10 protein-coding genes are annotated in these 17,526 nt (G+C 25.8%); 2 read left to right on the plus strand and 8 right to left on the minus strand.

The features are described from left to right. Positions 1 to 168 precede the first annotated feature (168 nt). Genes QEG99_RS01640 through QEG99_RS01675 form a run of 8 tightly spaced genes read right to left on the minus strand, consistent with a single transcriptional unit; the run spans position 169 to position 6,591 of the window. Positions 169 to 2,106 (minus strand): transketolase, encoded by a 1,938-nt coding sequence (locus tag QEG99_RS01640; protein ID WP_280102271.1) that lies wholly within the window; start codon positions 2,104 to 2,106, stop codon positions 169 to 171. Beyond that, a complete protein-coding gene (locus tag QEG99_RS01645; protein WP_280102272.1) occupies positions 2,106 to 3,620 on the minus strand; it encodes a PTS sugar transporter subunit IIC in 1,515 nt (504 codons plus the stop codon). Before QEG99_RS01645 ends, QEG99_RS01640 begins: the two co-directional genes overlap by 1 nt. Positions 3,621 to 3,630: 10 nt before the next feature. After that, a complete protein-coding gene (locus tag QEG99_RS01650) occupies positions 3,631 to 3,903 on the minus strand; it encodes a PTS sugar transporter subunit IIB (RefSeq protein WP_280102273.1) in 273 nt (90 codons plus the stop codon). Between the two features lie 2 nt (positions 3,904 to 3,905). After that, positions 3,906 to 4,349: a PTS sugar transporter subunit IIA gene (locus QEG99_RS01655; RefSeq protein WP_280102274.1), complete on the minus strand. Its 444-nt coding sequence runs from the start codon at positions 4,347 to 4,349 to the stop codon at positions 3,906 to 3,908. A 9-nt stretch (positions 4,350 to 4,358) separates the two neighbouring features. Next, the gene (locus tag QEG99_RS01660; RefSeq protein WP_280102275.1) at positions 4,359 to 4,655 is read right to left on the minus strand and encodes a hypothetical protein; all 297 of its coding nucleotides are present in this window, start codon (positions 4,653 to 4,655) and stop codon (positions 4,359 to 4,361) included. Beyond that, positions 4,648 to 5,328 carry a hypothetical protein gene (locus tag QEG99_RS01665; RefSeq protein WP_280102276.1) on the minus strand — a complete coding sequence of 227 codons (681 nt, stop codon included), beginning with the start codon at positions 5,326 to 5,328 and terminating at the stop codon, positions 4,648 to 4,650. The genes QEG99_RS01660 and QEG99_RS01665 overlap by 8 nt, the downstream gene beginning before the upstream one ends. Beyond that, entirely contained in the window at positions 5,328 to 5,954 is a 627-nt protein-coding gene (locus tag QEG99_RS01670; RefSeq protein WP_280102277.1) for a hypothetical protein, read from the minus strand. Before QEG99_RS01670 ends, QEG99_RS01665 begins: the two co-directional genes overlap by 1 nt. After that, complete coding sequence (locus tag QEG99_RS01675; protein WP_280102278.1) at positions 5,944 to 6,591, minus strand: beta/alpha barrel domain-containing protein; 648 nt, start codon at positions 6,589 to 6,591, stop codon at positions 5,944 to 5,946. The genes QEG99_RS01670 and QEG99_RS01675 overlap by 11 nt, the downstream gene beginning before the upstream one ends. A gap of 105 nt (positions 6,592 to 6,696) precedes the next feature. Between QEG99_RS01675 and QEG99_RS01680 the strand changes: the two genes are divergently transcribed. After that, the gene (locus QEG99_RS01680; protein WP_280102279.1) at positions 6,697 to 7,545 is read left to right on the plus strand and encodes a MurR/RpiR family transcriptional regulator; all 849 of its coding nucleotides are present in this window, start codon (positions 6,697 to 6,699) and stop codon (positions 7,543 to 7,545) included. 247 nt (positions 7,546 to 7,792) lie between these two features. Continuing rightward, the gene (locus QEG99_RS01685) at positions 7,793 to 17,518 is read left to right on the plus strand and encodes a hypothetical protein (protein WP_280102280.1); all 9,726 of its coding nucleotides are present in this window, start codon (positions 7,793 to 7,795) and stop codon (positions 17,516 to 17,518) included. The last annotated feature ends 8 nt before the right edge of the window (positions 17,519 to 17,526 follow it).

Consider the following 17,526-nt stretch of genomic DNA (forward strand, 5'->3'; position numbering starts at 1 on the left):
AAATACTTCTTTTATAAGAAAATAAAATAAATTGACCAGCATTTTCTTGTCGGTTAATTTTGTTAAATTTTAAATAAATTTATGTTAATTTTAATTAAAAATTCACTATTTTTACTATTAAATTTTATAAAAAATGAATCCCATAAGAGATTCATTTTTTTATATAAATTATTTTTTTAAAAATTCTTTAACTAAATTAACTAAATTATTTTTATTAAAGCCGTTGTGCTCGTATACAAACTGTCCAGGAGCTGAATGCCCAAAATCTTTAGCTAAATATGCATCAAATTTATTATATTTAGATAATTTGTATCAAAGATGATCGTTTGATGCCTCAATGGCAAACATTGGTTTTAAATCTAATTTTAAATCTAAAACTAATTTTTGATCATTTACTAATAATTGTAGTGCTGGAACCGATATCACATTAGCAATAATGTTTTCTTTTTCTAGCTCATTAGCAACTTGTTCTGCTAGTTGCACTTCAGATCCTGATGCTAAAATTGAAATATCGAAATTATCTCTATTTTTAATAAAATATGCAGCTTTAAATTCAGTTTTTTGTAAATTATAAGATTTTAGTTCTTGACGACAAGCAATAATAGCTACCGGTGTTGTTTTAGAATTTAATGCATATTTAAATGCATTTAACATTTCATTTTCGTCAGCCGGTCTTAAAACTAAGTAATTCGGAATGGAACGCAATGATGTCAATTGTTCAATTGGTTGATGTGTTGGTCCGTCTCCTCCAACTTGATATGAATCGTGAGTAAAAATAGAAATTGATGGAATTTCCATTAATGCTCCCAATCTTAATGCTGCCTTTGCATAATCTGAAAAAACTAAAAATGTTGAACCGATTGTTTTAATGTTGCTATCAAGATAGATTCCATTATTAATAGCACTCATTGCAAATTCTCTAATTCCGTATTTAATATTTTTAAAATCTTTATCAAATCCTACTTTTGTTGCCGCTCGAAGATCAGCAGATCCTCCCATTACAAATTTAAAATTATTATCAATGTAATTCATAATTTCGCCAATATAATTTCTTGTTGCAACATTTGTTTGATTAAATTTAAAATTGCTAAAATCAAAATTATATTGTTTGTTTTTTAATTGCTCAATTTCGTTTGCTAATTCAGGATATGCTTTACGATATTTATCCATTTTTGATTTTCAACGTGAAAAAAATATTTCTTTTTTATTTAGTCAATATTTACCCAGTTGATAAAAATCTTTTGAATATTCAAACGGATTTAAATCGGTTAATTTAAGAGATTTTTTATATTCAATTGTATCTTGCTCATTTAATATTCCATTATGTCCTTTGGAAGAATTTTGCATTTTTGTTTTATAAGCGATTGTTGTAGGAATTTGAATATAAGTTGGTTTTGTTCTTAATCTAGCTTGTTTTATTGCTTTATTTATTTCGTCAATATCATTGGATTTTAAAATAATAGTTGTAAAATTATGCGCTTTAAAATATTTTTCAAAATCTAGATTGTTAACTTCATCGGCTTTAGAATCGATTTGCATATTATTATAATCATGAATAATAATTAATTTGCCTAATCTTTGAGTACCAGCTAATTGAATTGCTTCTAGTGCTACACCTTCTTGTAAATCGCCATCGCCACAGAGTACAAAAACATTATGGTCAATGATTTCCAAGCGGTCTTTATTATATTTGTTTGCTAAATATTTTTGACTTATCGCCATTCCTACCGCCATCGCTATTCCTTGCCCTAATGGTCCAGTAGATGCATCAACTAAATTAAGTTTATCAATTTCAGGATGCGAGGGAGTTTTGGAATTAAATTCTTTGTGATTTTTCATATCTTCTACAGAAAGTAAATTCATAAAATGGTATGCAGCATACATTCCCATCGAACCATGTCCTGCAGATAAAACAAAGCGATCTCTATTAATTCATTTTGGCTCTTTTTCAGTAAATTTTAAATTTTCACAAATTAAAGAGTAAAAAATTTCACTAGCACCTAATGCCATTCCGATGTGCCCTTGTTTAGCTTTGTTGATGGAATCAAGAGCAATGCCACGCATTGCTGATATTAATTTTAATTTATTTTCTTTTTTTAATGACATTATGCTTTAAGTTTTTTATTTTTCTTTAAAATATTTGCAACAATTCCATCAATAATTAATCCAATATATGCAACTAAAATTAAAGCAAGTGCAAGATATTTTCCTGCCTTTGGAATTAATCCAATAATTCCTGGAATAAATCCAATGAAATAATCTGTATCTCCTCAATTTAAGGAATTTAAATTTAATGTTTGACCTTTTTCTTGTGCTAATATTGCCAATTGACTTCCTTCAACAGGTGTTCATTTACCTAAAGCAAAAAATACTGGCACAAATGTAATAATAATTCCACCAACAAATGGTCCAACTATTGCACCTCAAATTCCACCTTTGGCATTTCCAAATACTCCAGCTGTTGCTCCTAAGAAAAAGTGTGGTACTAACCCAGGTAAAATAACTGCTGGAATTAATTTTCCATATCCTAAACCAATAGTAATAAACATCCCAATTATTCCAGCCACAAATGAAGAAATAAATCCAATTACTACTGCATTTGGTGCATAAGGGAATACCACAGGACAGTCAACTGCTACTTTTGAGTTTTTAATTAATTTATCACTAAATCCTTTAAACATCGGAACTAGTTCACCAACAAATAATCTAACCCCTGATAAAACTATTTCTACTCCGGCGGTAAATGTAAATGCTTGAACAATCATTGTTATAATTCAGTTTCCATCAGAAAGAATCATAGCAGCTTCTGTTCCTTTAGCAATTTTACCCATTTCATATTTAATACCGGAAGGTAAAAATGCAAATAAATAAAATACAAATACAGTTATCGAAATAGAAACAAGAGTGTTTCTGAAAAAGTATAAAGCTTGTGGGAATTTTATTTCTTCTGTTGATAAAATTCTTTTTTTAGAAATTTTGGATATTCCTTCACCAATTAATCCTGAAAGTGCATATCCAAATCCTCCTGTATGACCTAAAGCAATTTCATCAGAACCGATAATTTGTTTCATATATCTTTGTTGAACCGCAGGAGAAATTACCATATAAATCGATAGCATTCCTGCTCCTGCTATTAATGCCATAACAAAATCGCCTATATTGTTTTCAAAATTAAATCCCATTACATACATTACTGCTGAAAGCATTAAAGATGTATAATAAAGAACATGACCTGATAAATATACATATTTAAATCTTGATGTTGCAGCTAATACTAAATTAGCGATCATTCCTAATAGCATAATTAATGAACCTAATGTTGCTATTCTTGGAAGTCCTGATGCAAGCATTCCTGCAAAACCATCATTATTTGGAATAATTCCATCCAAATTATAAGCTTCTTTAAATAATGGTTGGAATTTATTTAATGAACCTACTAGTGCACCAGCACCAGCGCCCATAATTAAAAATCCAACTGTTACTTTAAAGGAACTAATAATAACTTGGGAAAATTTCTTTTTCAAAATTAATGCCCCAATCATTGTGAACATTCCAACCAATAGGGCTGGAGTTCCGACAAATGATTTTAAAAATTCTAACATTCAATTTAGAAAATCCATTTTAACTCCTTTATTTTTTAATAATTTCTTTAATTTTTGTTTCTAATTCATCTTTAGATAAGATGTTTAATAATACAATCATTCTTTCTTTAGGAAAATCCAGTGCAGGTGCAACATCGGCACCTACTACAACGTAATCAACTCCATTTTTGGAAAATGAAGAAATATTTGTGTGCTCTACAGAATCATATTGAATTTTCAATTTATCCAAAACGGATTTAACATTCATTTCTAATAATAAAGATGAACCCAATCCTGAACCACATACACATTTAATATTCATATTTAAACCTCATAATTTTTAATTAATGCTAAAAATTCTTCTAAACTTTTAACTTTTAATGCTTTTTGTTTAAATTCATCATTCATAAAATAATGTCCAAATTGCTGAATTAAAGATAAATGAGTATTAGCATCGGGCGCTGATAAAGTAACGATAATTCTAGCTGTTTTATCCTCTTGATTATTAAATTCAATTTCTTTATTTAATATTAAAGTTGATGTTGCAGCTTGTTTACAATGATCGCCTGCAGGACCATGAACCAATGCTATTCCCTTTTCTAAAACATAATAAGCACCAAATAATTCTGTTGATTCATAAATTTTTTGTTCTAATTCCCAAGTTGCTTTATTATTTTCAACTAGTAATTGAACAGCTTGATGAACAACTTCTTTTCAATCTTTTGGATTTTCAACTCATTGCATCATATTTTCATCAAATAATTTCATTTTTCCTTTCTAATTCCAAAAAGCTAAGACCATAAATATAATAAAAACTGATAATAAAACTAAACAAAAGGCAACAAAAACTCAAATTCCTGCCTTAGAAGAAGTTTTTGTTTTTACTTCTTTAGGAACGGGCAAGGATTTAATGTATCAAAATTTATTTGGATTTTTTGCAAGTGCAATTTCTTCCTTTTCTTTTTGATCATATAATTCTTGTAATTGTTCATAAGTTAGTTTATTTAAATACTCAATTTCAAATTTATATTTATAATTAAGTATTTCTTTTAATTCACTTTCTGTTTTATTCATTATTACCTCAATTTTTAAATAAAATAACAAGATCTTTAATTATTTGTACATAAAAAAATAAATATTTTTCAAACAAATAAAATCTTTTATATTTTGCATATTTTAAAATTAATTTTAAATTTTGATCATAAAAATTTTCAATAAAATAATTTTTTAGCAAAATATAGTTTTGCTTTTCGCTTTTGTAAGTTAATAGAAATTCAATAAAAATAACAATTAATAGTAAGATGATTATTGCCATTGCAATAATTCATAAATTAAGTGTAATAAAACAAAAGATTATAGTTATTAAAGATACAAAAACAATTTTTCAAATAAATATTAGTGTTTCTTTTTTAATAAATTTACTGTTAATAGTTTTATTTAAATATAAAAGGTTAACAGTAGAAAAAATAGAATCGTCAATTGAATTTGTATCAATTATTAAAGTTGCTTTTTTAAAATTTATATTTTTAGAAAAATAGTTTTTTTTACTATTAAGGTAAAAATCTTTATTAAATTCCTTTTTTAAAGTATTTCTAACGACAGATAGTGGTTTAATTTTGCAATTTAAATTTACTTTTAAATACTTTATTTTTATGTTTTCTCTAATGATAAAATATAAAAATAATTGAATTATTAATAGTAAAACTAATGCAGCGATTCCTCAATAATTAAATTTTATTTCAAACATTATTTTCTTTCTTTAAAAACATTATTTTTTGTAAAAATTTGAATTACTTTTTCAGGCACAAAATTCTTTTCTTTTTTGGAATTTAAAATTTCATTTAATTCATAAATATTAACTGCTTTAAATTCGCTTTCATTTTTAATGTTGTCCTTTTTAATATTTTCATCCACTAAAATAAAAATCTCAAAATTTTTATTAAATCTTTTTTCAATTCATCTTTTTTGCTCTTCTAGCCATTGGGTTTCTCAATTATCAATTTTTTTCCTTTTTTTCTCATTAATTCAAAAAGCTCCTTTAGAATTAATAAGTAATTGATTATCTTTACTACTACTGATAATATCGGAAAGTACATAAACCTTTTCTTGATTAATAGCAATACCTGAAAAAAGTGAAAATTTTTTCTTTGCAAAATTATTTTTAACTAATATATTAATTAAAATTTTTTCATTAGTCAATGAATTTAAAAAATTTAGCTTTTCAATAGTTTTTTTGCTAATATAACCGACTTTAGTACTTTGTTTTTGTGTGTCTTTTTTTGATAAAAAGTCATATAATCTTCAAATGAGAACACCAACTAAAATCAAACCCAAAACCGAAGAAAGAGAAATTATTGCAATTTTAAGAATCATATTTTTCTTTCCATCATTTATAAAAAGATTTTGGATTTTCAAATGAAAATATAATCGAACCGCCAACTGCTATATCAATTTCATTGTTGTAAAATAAATCAGAATTATTAACTCTTAAGCCACCATCTGAATAAATTGTTATATGTTGATTAATATTTTTAATTTCTTTAACTTTTTCAAATAATTTTTGATCTAATTGAACTCCAGTTCCGCCTATTTTATTAATAGTCATTAAAAGTATTTTTTTAGAATTTATTATTAAGTTTTTATAATCTTGTGGATTATTTTTAGCTTCAAGCATTATTCCAAAAGATAAATTTGGATAATTTTTAGATGTATTTATAAAATCATTTTGATTAATTTCGTTTGCTGGTAAAAAAATTGTTTTAAAACCTATATTTTGTAATTTTTCAATTAATCTAAGCGGTTTTTTAACCATTAAATGAGCATCAAAATTAATTTCAGGATATCTATTAATTAAAAATTCAGCCATTTCATAAGAAAATCCAAAATTTTCAACATAGAAGCTATCCATAAAATCGATATGAATAAATTTCATTCCGCTTGCAACTAATTCATCGATAATATTTAGCGATGAATATAAATTTAATGCACAAACACTTTGAGAATATTTCATAAAACCTCCATTATTATCCAATCATATTTTACAATTTTTGAAAGATATTTAATATAATTTTGACATTTTCTTTCAATTAATTTTCAAATTGTTTATAATTTTGCTATGGATAACAATATATTAAAGAGAATTAATTCATTAACTAATGTAGAAAAAAGAATTTTAGATTTTATAAATCTTTTTCATGAAAAAGAATTTGATTTTTCACAAAAGGAATTGTCACAAATTATTTATTGTTCTGAAGCTTCAATTTCAAGATTTGCAAAAAAATATGGCTTTAATTCATATAAATTATTAACTATTTATATTAATAAAAGAATTAAAGAAATTGAATTTTTAGAAAATTCTATTGATCATCTAAAAAATGAAAAGGGTTTTTTAAATATTTATGAAACACAAAAATATGCTGTTAATTCAGCGCTTTCAAAAGAAAATATTTTTAAAATTAAATTAGCGACATCATATATTAAAAAAGCAAATAAAGTTTTTCTTTTTGCTTTAGGAACTAGTGCAAAAATAATGTCTGAATTTGCTGTAAATTTAAAAAAAATATCAATTCATTCAATTTTTGATATGGATTTTCACTCAATTTTTCCACTTTTAGGAACAATTGAAAAAGATGATGTAGTAATTTGTTTATCAAATAATTTTAATAACAATGAAATTCATTTTGCCATTCATAAAGCTAAAGAATTAGGTGCAAAAACAATTGTTATTACTTCTAATTATGAAAACATTTTTGCTAATTTAATTGATATTAAAATAATTTATTCAAAAATTTCTAATTTGGAAAATTTAGTCCCTCTTTCATCAAAAATTTCACACTTAGTCATTCTAGATTATTTATTTAATTACATTTTAAATTCTGATAAAAAATATCAATATTATTTACAAAAAACAAATAATATATTACTAGAATGAAGAAAATTAGTTATTTTAAAGGAAAATAAATAAATTTAAAATTAATTTGATATCATATAGACAATATAATATAAAACAAAATAAAAATTTTTAATAAATGCATTTTGGCAATTATTAAAATAGTTTTTATATATCATATTTTTATTTTTTTCAAAGCAAAAAAGCAAATAGTGCTAAAAAAAAAAAAAAAAAGGTGTTTTGCATCTTTTGCTTTTTCGGCATTTTTTATACTAAAAAATAGATACAATTATAAAACAAAAATATTTTATTAGGAATAAATATGCAAAAAAGGAAAAGCAAAAAAATAAGAAAATTAATCGCAATAATAACTTTAGGGATAACAGGAGCTGCAATCGGTTCCGCTACAATTATTCCGTTTATTTTACGAAACTGAAAAACCATTCAATATTATGAAATTTTAGACATTAACCAGAATAATGATAAAACTACTGATACTAGTTTGGCTTTTTCATTTGAATTCAGTGATAAACAATCATTTGATTTAGAAAAAAAACAGATTAAAGTTAACATTTTAGAAAATCCAAATTCTGAAAATGAAAAAATTGTGCAAACTGGATTTGCCAAATATGTTTCAGGATTAAGAAAATGAGAATTTGAATCTGATTTAGTTAATAAATTAAAAGCAGGACAAAAATATAAAGTTGATGTAGTTTCGGAAGATGAATTTAAAAAATTCAAAATTTTAAACGAAAACAAACAAATTATGCATACAAAGGCAAATGTTTTATCATTTGACTTTAAAACTTTAAGTCCTTCAGAAAAAGAAGTAAAAGTAAAATTTGCTGATGATGTTAAATCATTAGAAAACAGACAAGCAGAAATAAAATACTATTATTTAACTGATGATGGTAATGGTAATGTAGTGAAAAATCAAGAAACAGTAAGTCAACGCTCACTAATTAAAAATGGTGAGTCAGTTTTTGTTCTTGAAAATTTACTTCCATCAAGAAATTATTTAATTGAAACTGTTTCTTATATTAATTCAGCAGAAAATAATGGAGTGGTAAATGACAGTCCAGTTACTATTCCATGAGATTCATCAATTTCAAAAGATATATTTACAGGAGAGGAAAAATTAGCAACTCCTAAAACACCAATTTTTGTTTCTAGCATTAATTATGTTGCTCAAAGCAATAAAATTAATACATCAATTATTTTTAGTAAAAAAAATGGTGAAATAATTGATGATCTTTTAAATAATAAAGAAAGAAAAGTAATACTAAAATATAAACTAAAAGATAATGACGAAATTTTAATAAAAGAATCACTTATTAAAAATAGTGTTGCAGATTTTGAATTAACTAATTTAAAATCAGGAAGTATTTATGAAATTGTTGGATTTGAAATTGAAGATGCAATAGTAGAATTCAATGAAAAACTTAATAAAGATCAATTATTATTAAATACACCAGTTGCAGTAAGTTCAATAGAAATTAAAGATGTTGATAGCATTAGTGCAAAAGTAAAAGTTGAAATTATTAATCAAGAAAATAAGGATAACATCGAAAATTCTTATATTTCTTTAGAAATTAATAATCCAAATAAGCCAAATGTTGCTGTTACTAGAACAAAAGTAGTTAAAAAAGATAATGATGCAAATATTTATACAGCGTCATTTGATGTTAAAGGTTTATTACAAGGAAAAGATTATTTAATCAATAAAATAACTATTTGAAAAGCAGATAATTTAGAAAAAGAACAAACTTTAGAATTTAATGATTTTACTAGTCAAGAAAGTTCTAGATCATTTACTACACCAATTTCTAAAGCTAATTTATTTTTACAAGGTCATATTGTTGCAAATCACAATTCAGCAACAGCAAATTTTGTTTATGATCCTGATAATGATTTTATTAATGGACATAAATTAGTTTTAAAATATCGTAAAATCGTTCCTAATTCAGAAGAAATTTACAGTGTTAGTGCCACTGCCGAAAGTAATTATGTTAATTTTAAATTAGGTGGAGATAATATTGTAATTAAAGATCCAAATTCTCAGGACGAAGATCAAGAACAACAATCAATTCAACCATTAGATTCAGGAACTAAATATCAATTAATTTCTTTAGAATTTGCAGATAAAAATCAAAATCTAGATTCGCAATTTGCTAATGTTAATTTACAAATTGTAACAAACAGTGAAGAAGATAAGCAATTTACAACTTTTTTAAAAATCGATCAAATTAGTTATTCTGATAAAAGCGAAACAAGCATTAAAGTTAAAGTGAAATTTTTAGATTTAACTAATAGTTTAATTTATGATAATTTAAATAATCAAAATTCTAGAACAAACAGACAAGCTAAGATTTTTTATAATTCTTTAAATTTAAATCTTTCACCTGCATCAACAGAGCTGGTTACAATTAATGAAAATAATGAAGTTGAATTTACTTTAACTAATTTAGTAAAAGGTGGACAATATCAAATTACTGATATTCAGCTATATCCTGACATCTCCACTTTCTATAAAAAAGATATTTTAGGAAGAAATGACACTACATTTACTACCTTAGCACAAAATTTTGAAGTAGCAAATGCAACAGTTAATAATATTAGTTACAATAGTGCTAATGTTAATTTAAATTTCGATTTAAAAACAGATATTATTTTAATAAATAAACAAGTAAAAGTTTATTATCAAGAAAATTTAGAACCTAATCCAGTAGTAAAATCATTTACTACTACTATTGATGATACTGGTGAAATTAATTATAATTTAACTGATTTAAATGAAGCATCTTCATATACTATAACAAACATTGAAGTGCTTGATAATAATAATGAAAATTATAATTTTACTTTTAACGATCAAATAAAAAATAATTTATCATTTTTTACAAAACCAGTAATTAATAGTTTTGCTTTTAAAAATATTAAGCAAAATTCAGCTGATGTGCAAGTTAATTTAACTACTAAAAATGATCAGTTATTTACAGATACAAATGCTAATGTGCCTGTAGCAATTTATTATTTATCAAATAATGGCGTTAGTCAAGTTTATAATACAACAGTTACTACAAGTCAATTAAATAATAAAACTTTTACTGTTAATTTAGCAAATTTAGAAAAAGATAATATTTATACAATTGAAAAAGTATCAATAAATAATGAATTTATTAAAAGAGCAAATGATTTTAGTGAAGATAATAACAGCTTTAAAACAGCAGCATCTAGTGCAACAATTATTGGCTTTAACCAAATAAGCAATTCAAAAAATTCAGTTGCTTTTGAAATGGCATTTGATCCATATGTTGATTCATTTATGAACAACAAAACTGTGACTTTAGAGTATCAAAATGCCGATACTCTTGAAACTCACACAGTACAAGCAACAGTTGATCATAATAGTAATTTAAGATTTAAAATAGATAATTTACCACCGGGAAGTAAATTTAATATCACTAATATTAGTGCAACAAATGAACAAAACCAAAATATTGCCTTAGATTTTGCAGGTTCTATTAATAATGATTCAAAATACTTTTTTACAGCTCCGCTTGTAAATAAAATTGAATTTAAAAATATCGGTGAAACTAGTGCTACAATGGAAATTGGTTTTGGAGATGTGCAAAATCAATATAATAATAAACACTTTTTAATTACTTTAATTAATGATAAAACTAAAGCAACAACCGAAATTAATTCTAAAACACTAACACCTAATAAAGTAATTGAAAATAATTCTATAAGTTTACAGTTAAGTGATTTAGATAAATTAACTACTTATAAATTAATATCTATAAAAGTTGAAAAAGCAAATGATGTTTATGAAACAGTTGCTATTTTAGAATCGTTAGTTAAAGAATTTACTACTACAGCAACAAATGTTGCAATTACTAATAAATATATAGAAAATGTAACTAATAATAGTGCTAATTTATCTTATGTTTTCTCTGATCAAGATTGATATTTGGAAAACAAAAATGCTACAATTACTTATCAGTATCAAAAAAATAATCAAACAGTCAGCGCTACTGAAACTGTGTTAATCACCAGAAATCAAGGAGCATTAGTTGCTAATTTTAATTTAAATAATTTAGAAGAAGGAACTAATTTTAATATTACTAATTTAGCAATTGATGGTGTACAAACAATTGAAAATTATCAAACAACTTTCAACACTTTTGCTGTTGTTGATAAAATGAGTATTAATGATATTGGTGAAACTAGTGCTACTGTAAATGTTGAATTTAAAAATCAAAATCCTAACAATTCATTTGAAAACAAAAATGCAATTATTAAATTTATTTCCGAATTTAACGGAACTACAAAAAGTGCTAGTGCAACTGTAAATAATAATCGTGTTACTTTTAATTTAGATAATCTTGAAAAAATTACTAAATATGTACTCCACGAAGTGCAAGTACAAGATGATAGTGGTCAATATCAAACCATTAATTTAAGCGATTCATTTGGTGATGGCAATCAGGAATCAAAAGTTAATAATTTTACAACCGTTGCAAATACAGCGGAAGTTGTTTTAATCGATGTTTCGCCAACAACTAGAACTACAACCAGTTTAGATTTAGCAATTGGATTTAATAAAATTAAAGATTCATATTTAGCTAATAAAAGTGCGACAATTACTTATAAAAATTTAAAAACCCCTGATCAACTAATTACTACTCAAGTTGCTCAAGTAATTGATAGTGAAAGCAATTCGGCAATTTTCCATTTAGATAATTTACCTGAAGGAGACGGTTTTGAAATTCATTCAATTAACATTGATAATGTAAATGTTAAAATTCCTCAAACAATTAATAAAAAGTTTGCAACAGCTCCGGTTGTAAAATCGATTATTTATGGACAAACAGGCGATCAAGTTCTTTATAATTACACCGTTAGTTTAAATGATGATTCTAGATCGTTAGAAAATCAAGAAATTAAATCATATTTTATTTCTAAAGAAACAGGAAAATCGTTTGTTTTCACTCATTCAGCAAGAATTGCTAATGGTTCATCATTTAATAATATTTCATCAGCACCAGTATTTGATAAATTTAACACTTATGTATTAGAAAGAGTTGAAGTGGGTGGCGCTGATGTTCCGCTTGCATCAACATTAACTGAAGAGCAACGTTTATTTAAAACCACCGCCTCAAGTGCTACTGTAAAAGAAATTCGGGTAATTGATTTTACAAAAGATCGGGTAGTAGTGGAAGTATTATTTGATCCAATTGTTGATTGATATTTATTAAATAAACGCATTAAAATGAATTTTTCAGGTGATAATAAGCAATTTGTATCTAATGATGTAACAATCGATTCTCAAGGAGCGGCGCAATTTATTTTATCAAATGATACTATTACTAATGGTTCGCAATTAACTTATGGTAAAACATATACAATTAATAGTATCGAGGTAAAATCTGAAGATAATGTTGATACTAGAACAAATATTACAATTAGTCCAACAACTTTTTCAACTGCTTCAATTATTAATGGAATTAGCTATTCTAATAAAACTGAAAATTCTTTAACTGCTACAGTTACTTTAGATAGTCAAGATAGTACATTACAATCTAAAAAAGCATTTATTACTTATTTAAATTCAGAAACAAATGAGATTTTACAACAAGAAAGTGAATTAAATATTGACTCATCATTTAATGTTAGTTTTAATTTAACTAATTTAGCAAAAGATGTACCATATTCTGTTTTAGGAATTTCCATTGAAAGACCAACAGCTGCCTTTTTAGATTATGCTAGTTCTATTAGTGAAAGTGATAAATCATTTAGAACAGTTCCATCATCAGCAACCATTACTTCAATGACATATAAATGAGCAGATGATTCAAAAACTAAAATGCTTGTTACTTTCACTTTCGATAGTAATGTCGATTCGTTTATGAATAATAAAGCTCTTAAACTTACATATAAAAGAATTGAGTCAAATTATGATACAGCCAATACTCAAAGCATCGTTGTATCATTAAAAGATTCAACTGATATTATCGTTAGAGGTTCAACTGTACAATTTGAACTTCAAGGATTAGTTGATCCAGCAACTGGAGATGCAATTAACAACGATTCAAATGCAACTCATAAACAATTACACACAAGTACATTTAATAATGGTGTTTTCCAAACAAATGCTAATTTCAAAGGACTAATATTAGGATCTAAATACCAAATTGAATCGGTAGAAATGGCTAAACCAGATCAGCAAGGAAATATAGCAATTAATTGAAATCCTTCAATAACTGCTGAGCAAAAATTCTTTGTTACACCAGCATCAGTTATCGATTATTATGTTGATCCTGGTCGTGGTGATCAAGATGAGGATGAAGACGGCTTTAATGCATTAATTTATGCAACATATCGTACTACAGAAGATTTAACAGCAATGGATAAAAATAAAATTCAAATTGCTTTATTTAACTTGATTTCTAATGTTTATGAAAATTTTGATGCAACTACTGTAAGAAAATTAGATAATAATATAGAAACACTTTATCGTGTGGAATTTAGAGTTAAATTGCAAAAACAAGCAAGATATGAAATTCACAATACCTTCATTGATGACAAAGCTGTATTTAGATCGCCAGTTTATTATGGTGGAGTAAATACAGTTGAAGCATTTGATACAAAAGGAAATAAAGTTACTGTTTCTAATATTGAATTTATTGAACAATCAAAAAGTTCATATAAAGTACTTGTTTCACTAGTGGCTGCTAATGAAAATATTTTAAGAACTAATCGTAGTGCTAGTGTTACAATCACTAAAGCAAATTCTAATGAAAGTCAAACATTTAATAATTTATATGTAAATCCTCAATCGAAAAAAATTGAATTTACTATAAATAATTTAAAAGATGCAAGTTTATATGAAATTACTAACTTCACTTTTAGCGGTTCATCAAGAAGCGGAAATACTCCAGATTCAAGTTCAAGTAGTGCTTTATATAAAAACGGTGTTATAAAATCATTTAATACAAGAGCAGTAATTGATAGAATCCAGGCAACTAATATTAGTGAAACTTCAATGCGAATAAAAGTAACTTTAAATGGAGATATTTCTAATTTAACAAATTCAAATGCAATTGTAAGTATTTCAAAAATCAGTGATGCTAATTCATTATTAACATTTGTTTCTGATGGCAATTTTAATGTTGCTGATAATTCAATTGAATTTGTTGTAAACAATTTAGAAAAAGAAATTGAATATAAAGTTTTAAATTTAAATGTTAATTCAAAATTATATGAATGAAAAGCGACTGTAACACCTGATGAAAATAAATTTAAAACCATCGGTGAAACTTCACATGTTAATGGTCTAACTTTTGTAGTTAATGGACCAAGTAAGCCACAAGTTAATAATTCCGTTTTAGTTACAGCATCATTTATTAGCGATGATGTGTATATGAACAATCGCGAATTAGAAATTTACTATCGTTTATTAGATGATCAAAATAGACCAACTGGCGCAGAATTAAAAAGCAGTGCAACTGTAACTGGCGGATCTGCTACTTTTGATTTAAGTAGCAACATTGAAGATGGAAAATCATATATTATTGAAAGAATAGTCAATGTCAATGTTTCTGCTCCAGCTAAAGCATCAGTTATTTCAATTGATCCAGCAGTTCATAAAATTTTCCATTCATATTCTATTGTTTCTGATATTAGAATTACTACTAGTGAACAATTTGCAACAATTACTGTTCAATTACAAGATAATGATTTAAAAAGAAGTGTTTCAAAAAATGTTAATATTACAATTAATGGAACAAGTGAAACATATAATGCAATTGTTGAAGGAAATCGTTCATTTTCATTTGTTGCCCTAAATTTAGATAAAGAAACTACTTATAGTATTAATACTATTACAATTGATAATAAAGAATTAAATTTCACAACTAGTGCTGAGAGTAAAAAACAATTTACCACTTTAGGAAATAGTGCAACTATTGATACTATTAGTCAATTAGAATCAACTACAACTTCCGCTAAAATTAAATTAACTTTTGATAATGTTGATAAATATTTACAAAATAAGCAAGTAAAATTAAAATATAAAGAAGTTGGTAATAATAATGCACAAGAGCAAATTTCAACAACAGTAGCAACTATTATGCTTGATAATCAAAATAAAGCATATGTTGAATTTACTTTAAATCAACCTGAAGTATCTAGTGCTAAAAAATATCAAGTAGTAAATTTAGTATCTGAACCAGATTCAAGCGCAATTAATTATGCAGTATCATCAATTTTAGTTAATACCAATCCCGACTCGCAGTATTTTGAAACAAGAGTAACTCAACCGGAAATTGAATCAGTAAGAATTTTATCAACAACAAATCCTGAAGGATTAGAAGATAGTTATCTATCAACTGTTGAATTAACATTTAATGATCCAAAATACATTGTTAATACTAACTTAATTAATGACTGAGAATTTGAAGTATTAAATCATAATAAAGGAACATTTACTTATATTAATCGTCGTGCTGAAAGAGATGATGCACAAGGAAAAACAAAAGTATTTTTTGACATTAAAGGTGATGTTAAAAAACTTATGAAAAATGATAATGAATTAGCTGTTAATAAATTTACATACTTTAATGATTTAGATAGAACAATCAGTGTTGAAACTGCAGTAGTAACAGTTAAAGGAGATCCCAATGTTGCAGCAACTAATACTAATAAATTAATTGTAACTATTGCTCAAGACTTTTTAATTGATTCAGTAAACGGAATTCTTTCAACAGGATTTGACTTTGAATGAACAATGAGAGTTTATGATCCAAGAAGAAAATTACAAGATATGGGTGAAAGATATGGAGGATTCGACTATAACGGTGATGGTGTTGTTGATAGCGGTACTCGTACAATTCAAAAACTAGGAACAGATGGCTTTTATTTTGAAGTTGATGCTAAAAGATCGATTTTAAATTTAAAAGGTAAAGGTGGAGGAAGATCTGGAAAAGGTCTTAACAATAATAATTATTTAGAAAATTGAGGTTGATCATATAACTTTAATGCAGCGGCTCCACAACAAGGAACACCTGAATGAGAAAAACTAGATCAACTTACTAAATGAGAAGAAGGCTTTACATTTGCAGATAAAGACGATCAAGTATCACCAACTTATGGAGCAAATACAGGTGCAGATCCTAAATTATTATTACCTAATGTTGCTAAATGAAAATTTACAAATGATGCCGATTGATACAACATTTCAAATCACTTAGTTCGTGATGTTACTTTTATTAAAAGAGATCCATCGGATCAAGATTATGTTGAAGTAAAAATTCACATCAACTCAGCAAAAACCAACTTTTTAGTATCTAAAATCATAAAATTGGATTTAGATAGACTAAAAATTAAAAATCAAAATGTTTTATTTGCAAGAAATACTGCTAAAACATGAGAAGTTTATCAAACTCAAACAATAACCGGTGGTGGAAAAAACTTTTTAGGTTCAGCCACATCTCCTCAATTTACAAGTGGTAAAGAACAAAGATTTGAAATTGGACCTGCACCAGTAATTAGAGCTGAAAATGGTGATGTAGATAATAGTGCAATAGGACTATGAAATTCTGAAATAACAAAAGATAACAAAAAATATCTTGTTCAAGTTCATTTACCAAAACAAAGTGAAAATGATACAAATATTATTCAAAGAATCACTTCTGCGCCAATTCAATTATTTGCAATGTTTATTAACCAAAAAGGTGATTTATTTATTTTTGGTGGTTCAGATGGAAAAGGTGTTGATATTTTAAACCACGAAGTTTATGGTCAATATCATCCTCAACCTGGTGGTTCTCAAAAATTTGTTCCATCATATATGCAATATACATTCGATTTAACTACTAATTCAATTCCAGACGATCAAAAACCAGAAAATAATGAAAAATTAAGATTTGTTGGAGTATTTGGGACACCATATTCACAAGATATCGGTCATTTAGCGGAACACATTTACTTTTTTAATTGATATCAGTTAGAAAATGCATATCAAGAAATTACTTACATAAAATAAAGGAAGAC

The sequence above is a fragment of the Mesomycoplasma lagogenitalium genome (assembly GCF_029854295.1).
Taxonomy (GTDB): Bacteria; Bacillota_I; Bacilli_A; order Mycoplasmatales; family Metamycoplasmataceae; genus Mesomycoplasma_A; species Mesomycoplasma_A lagogenitalium.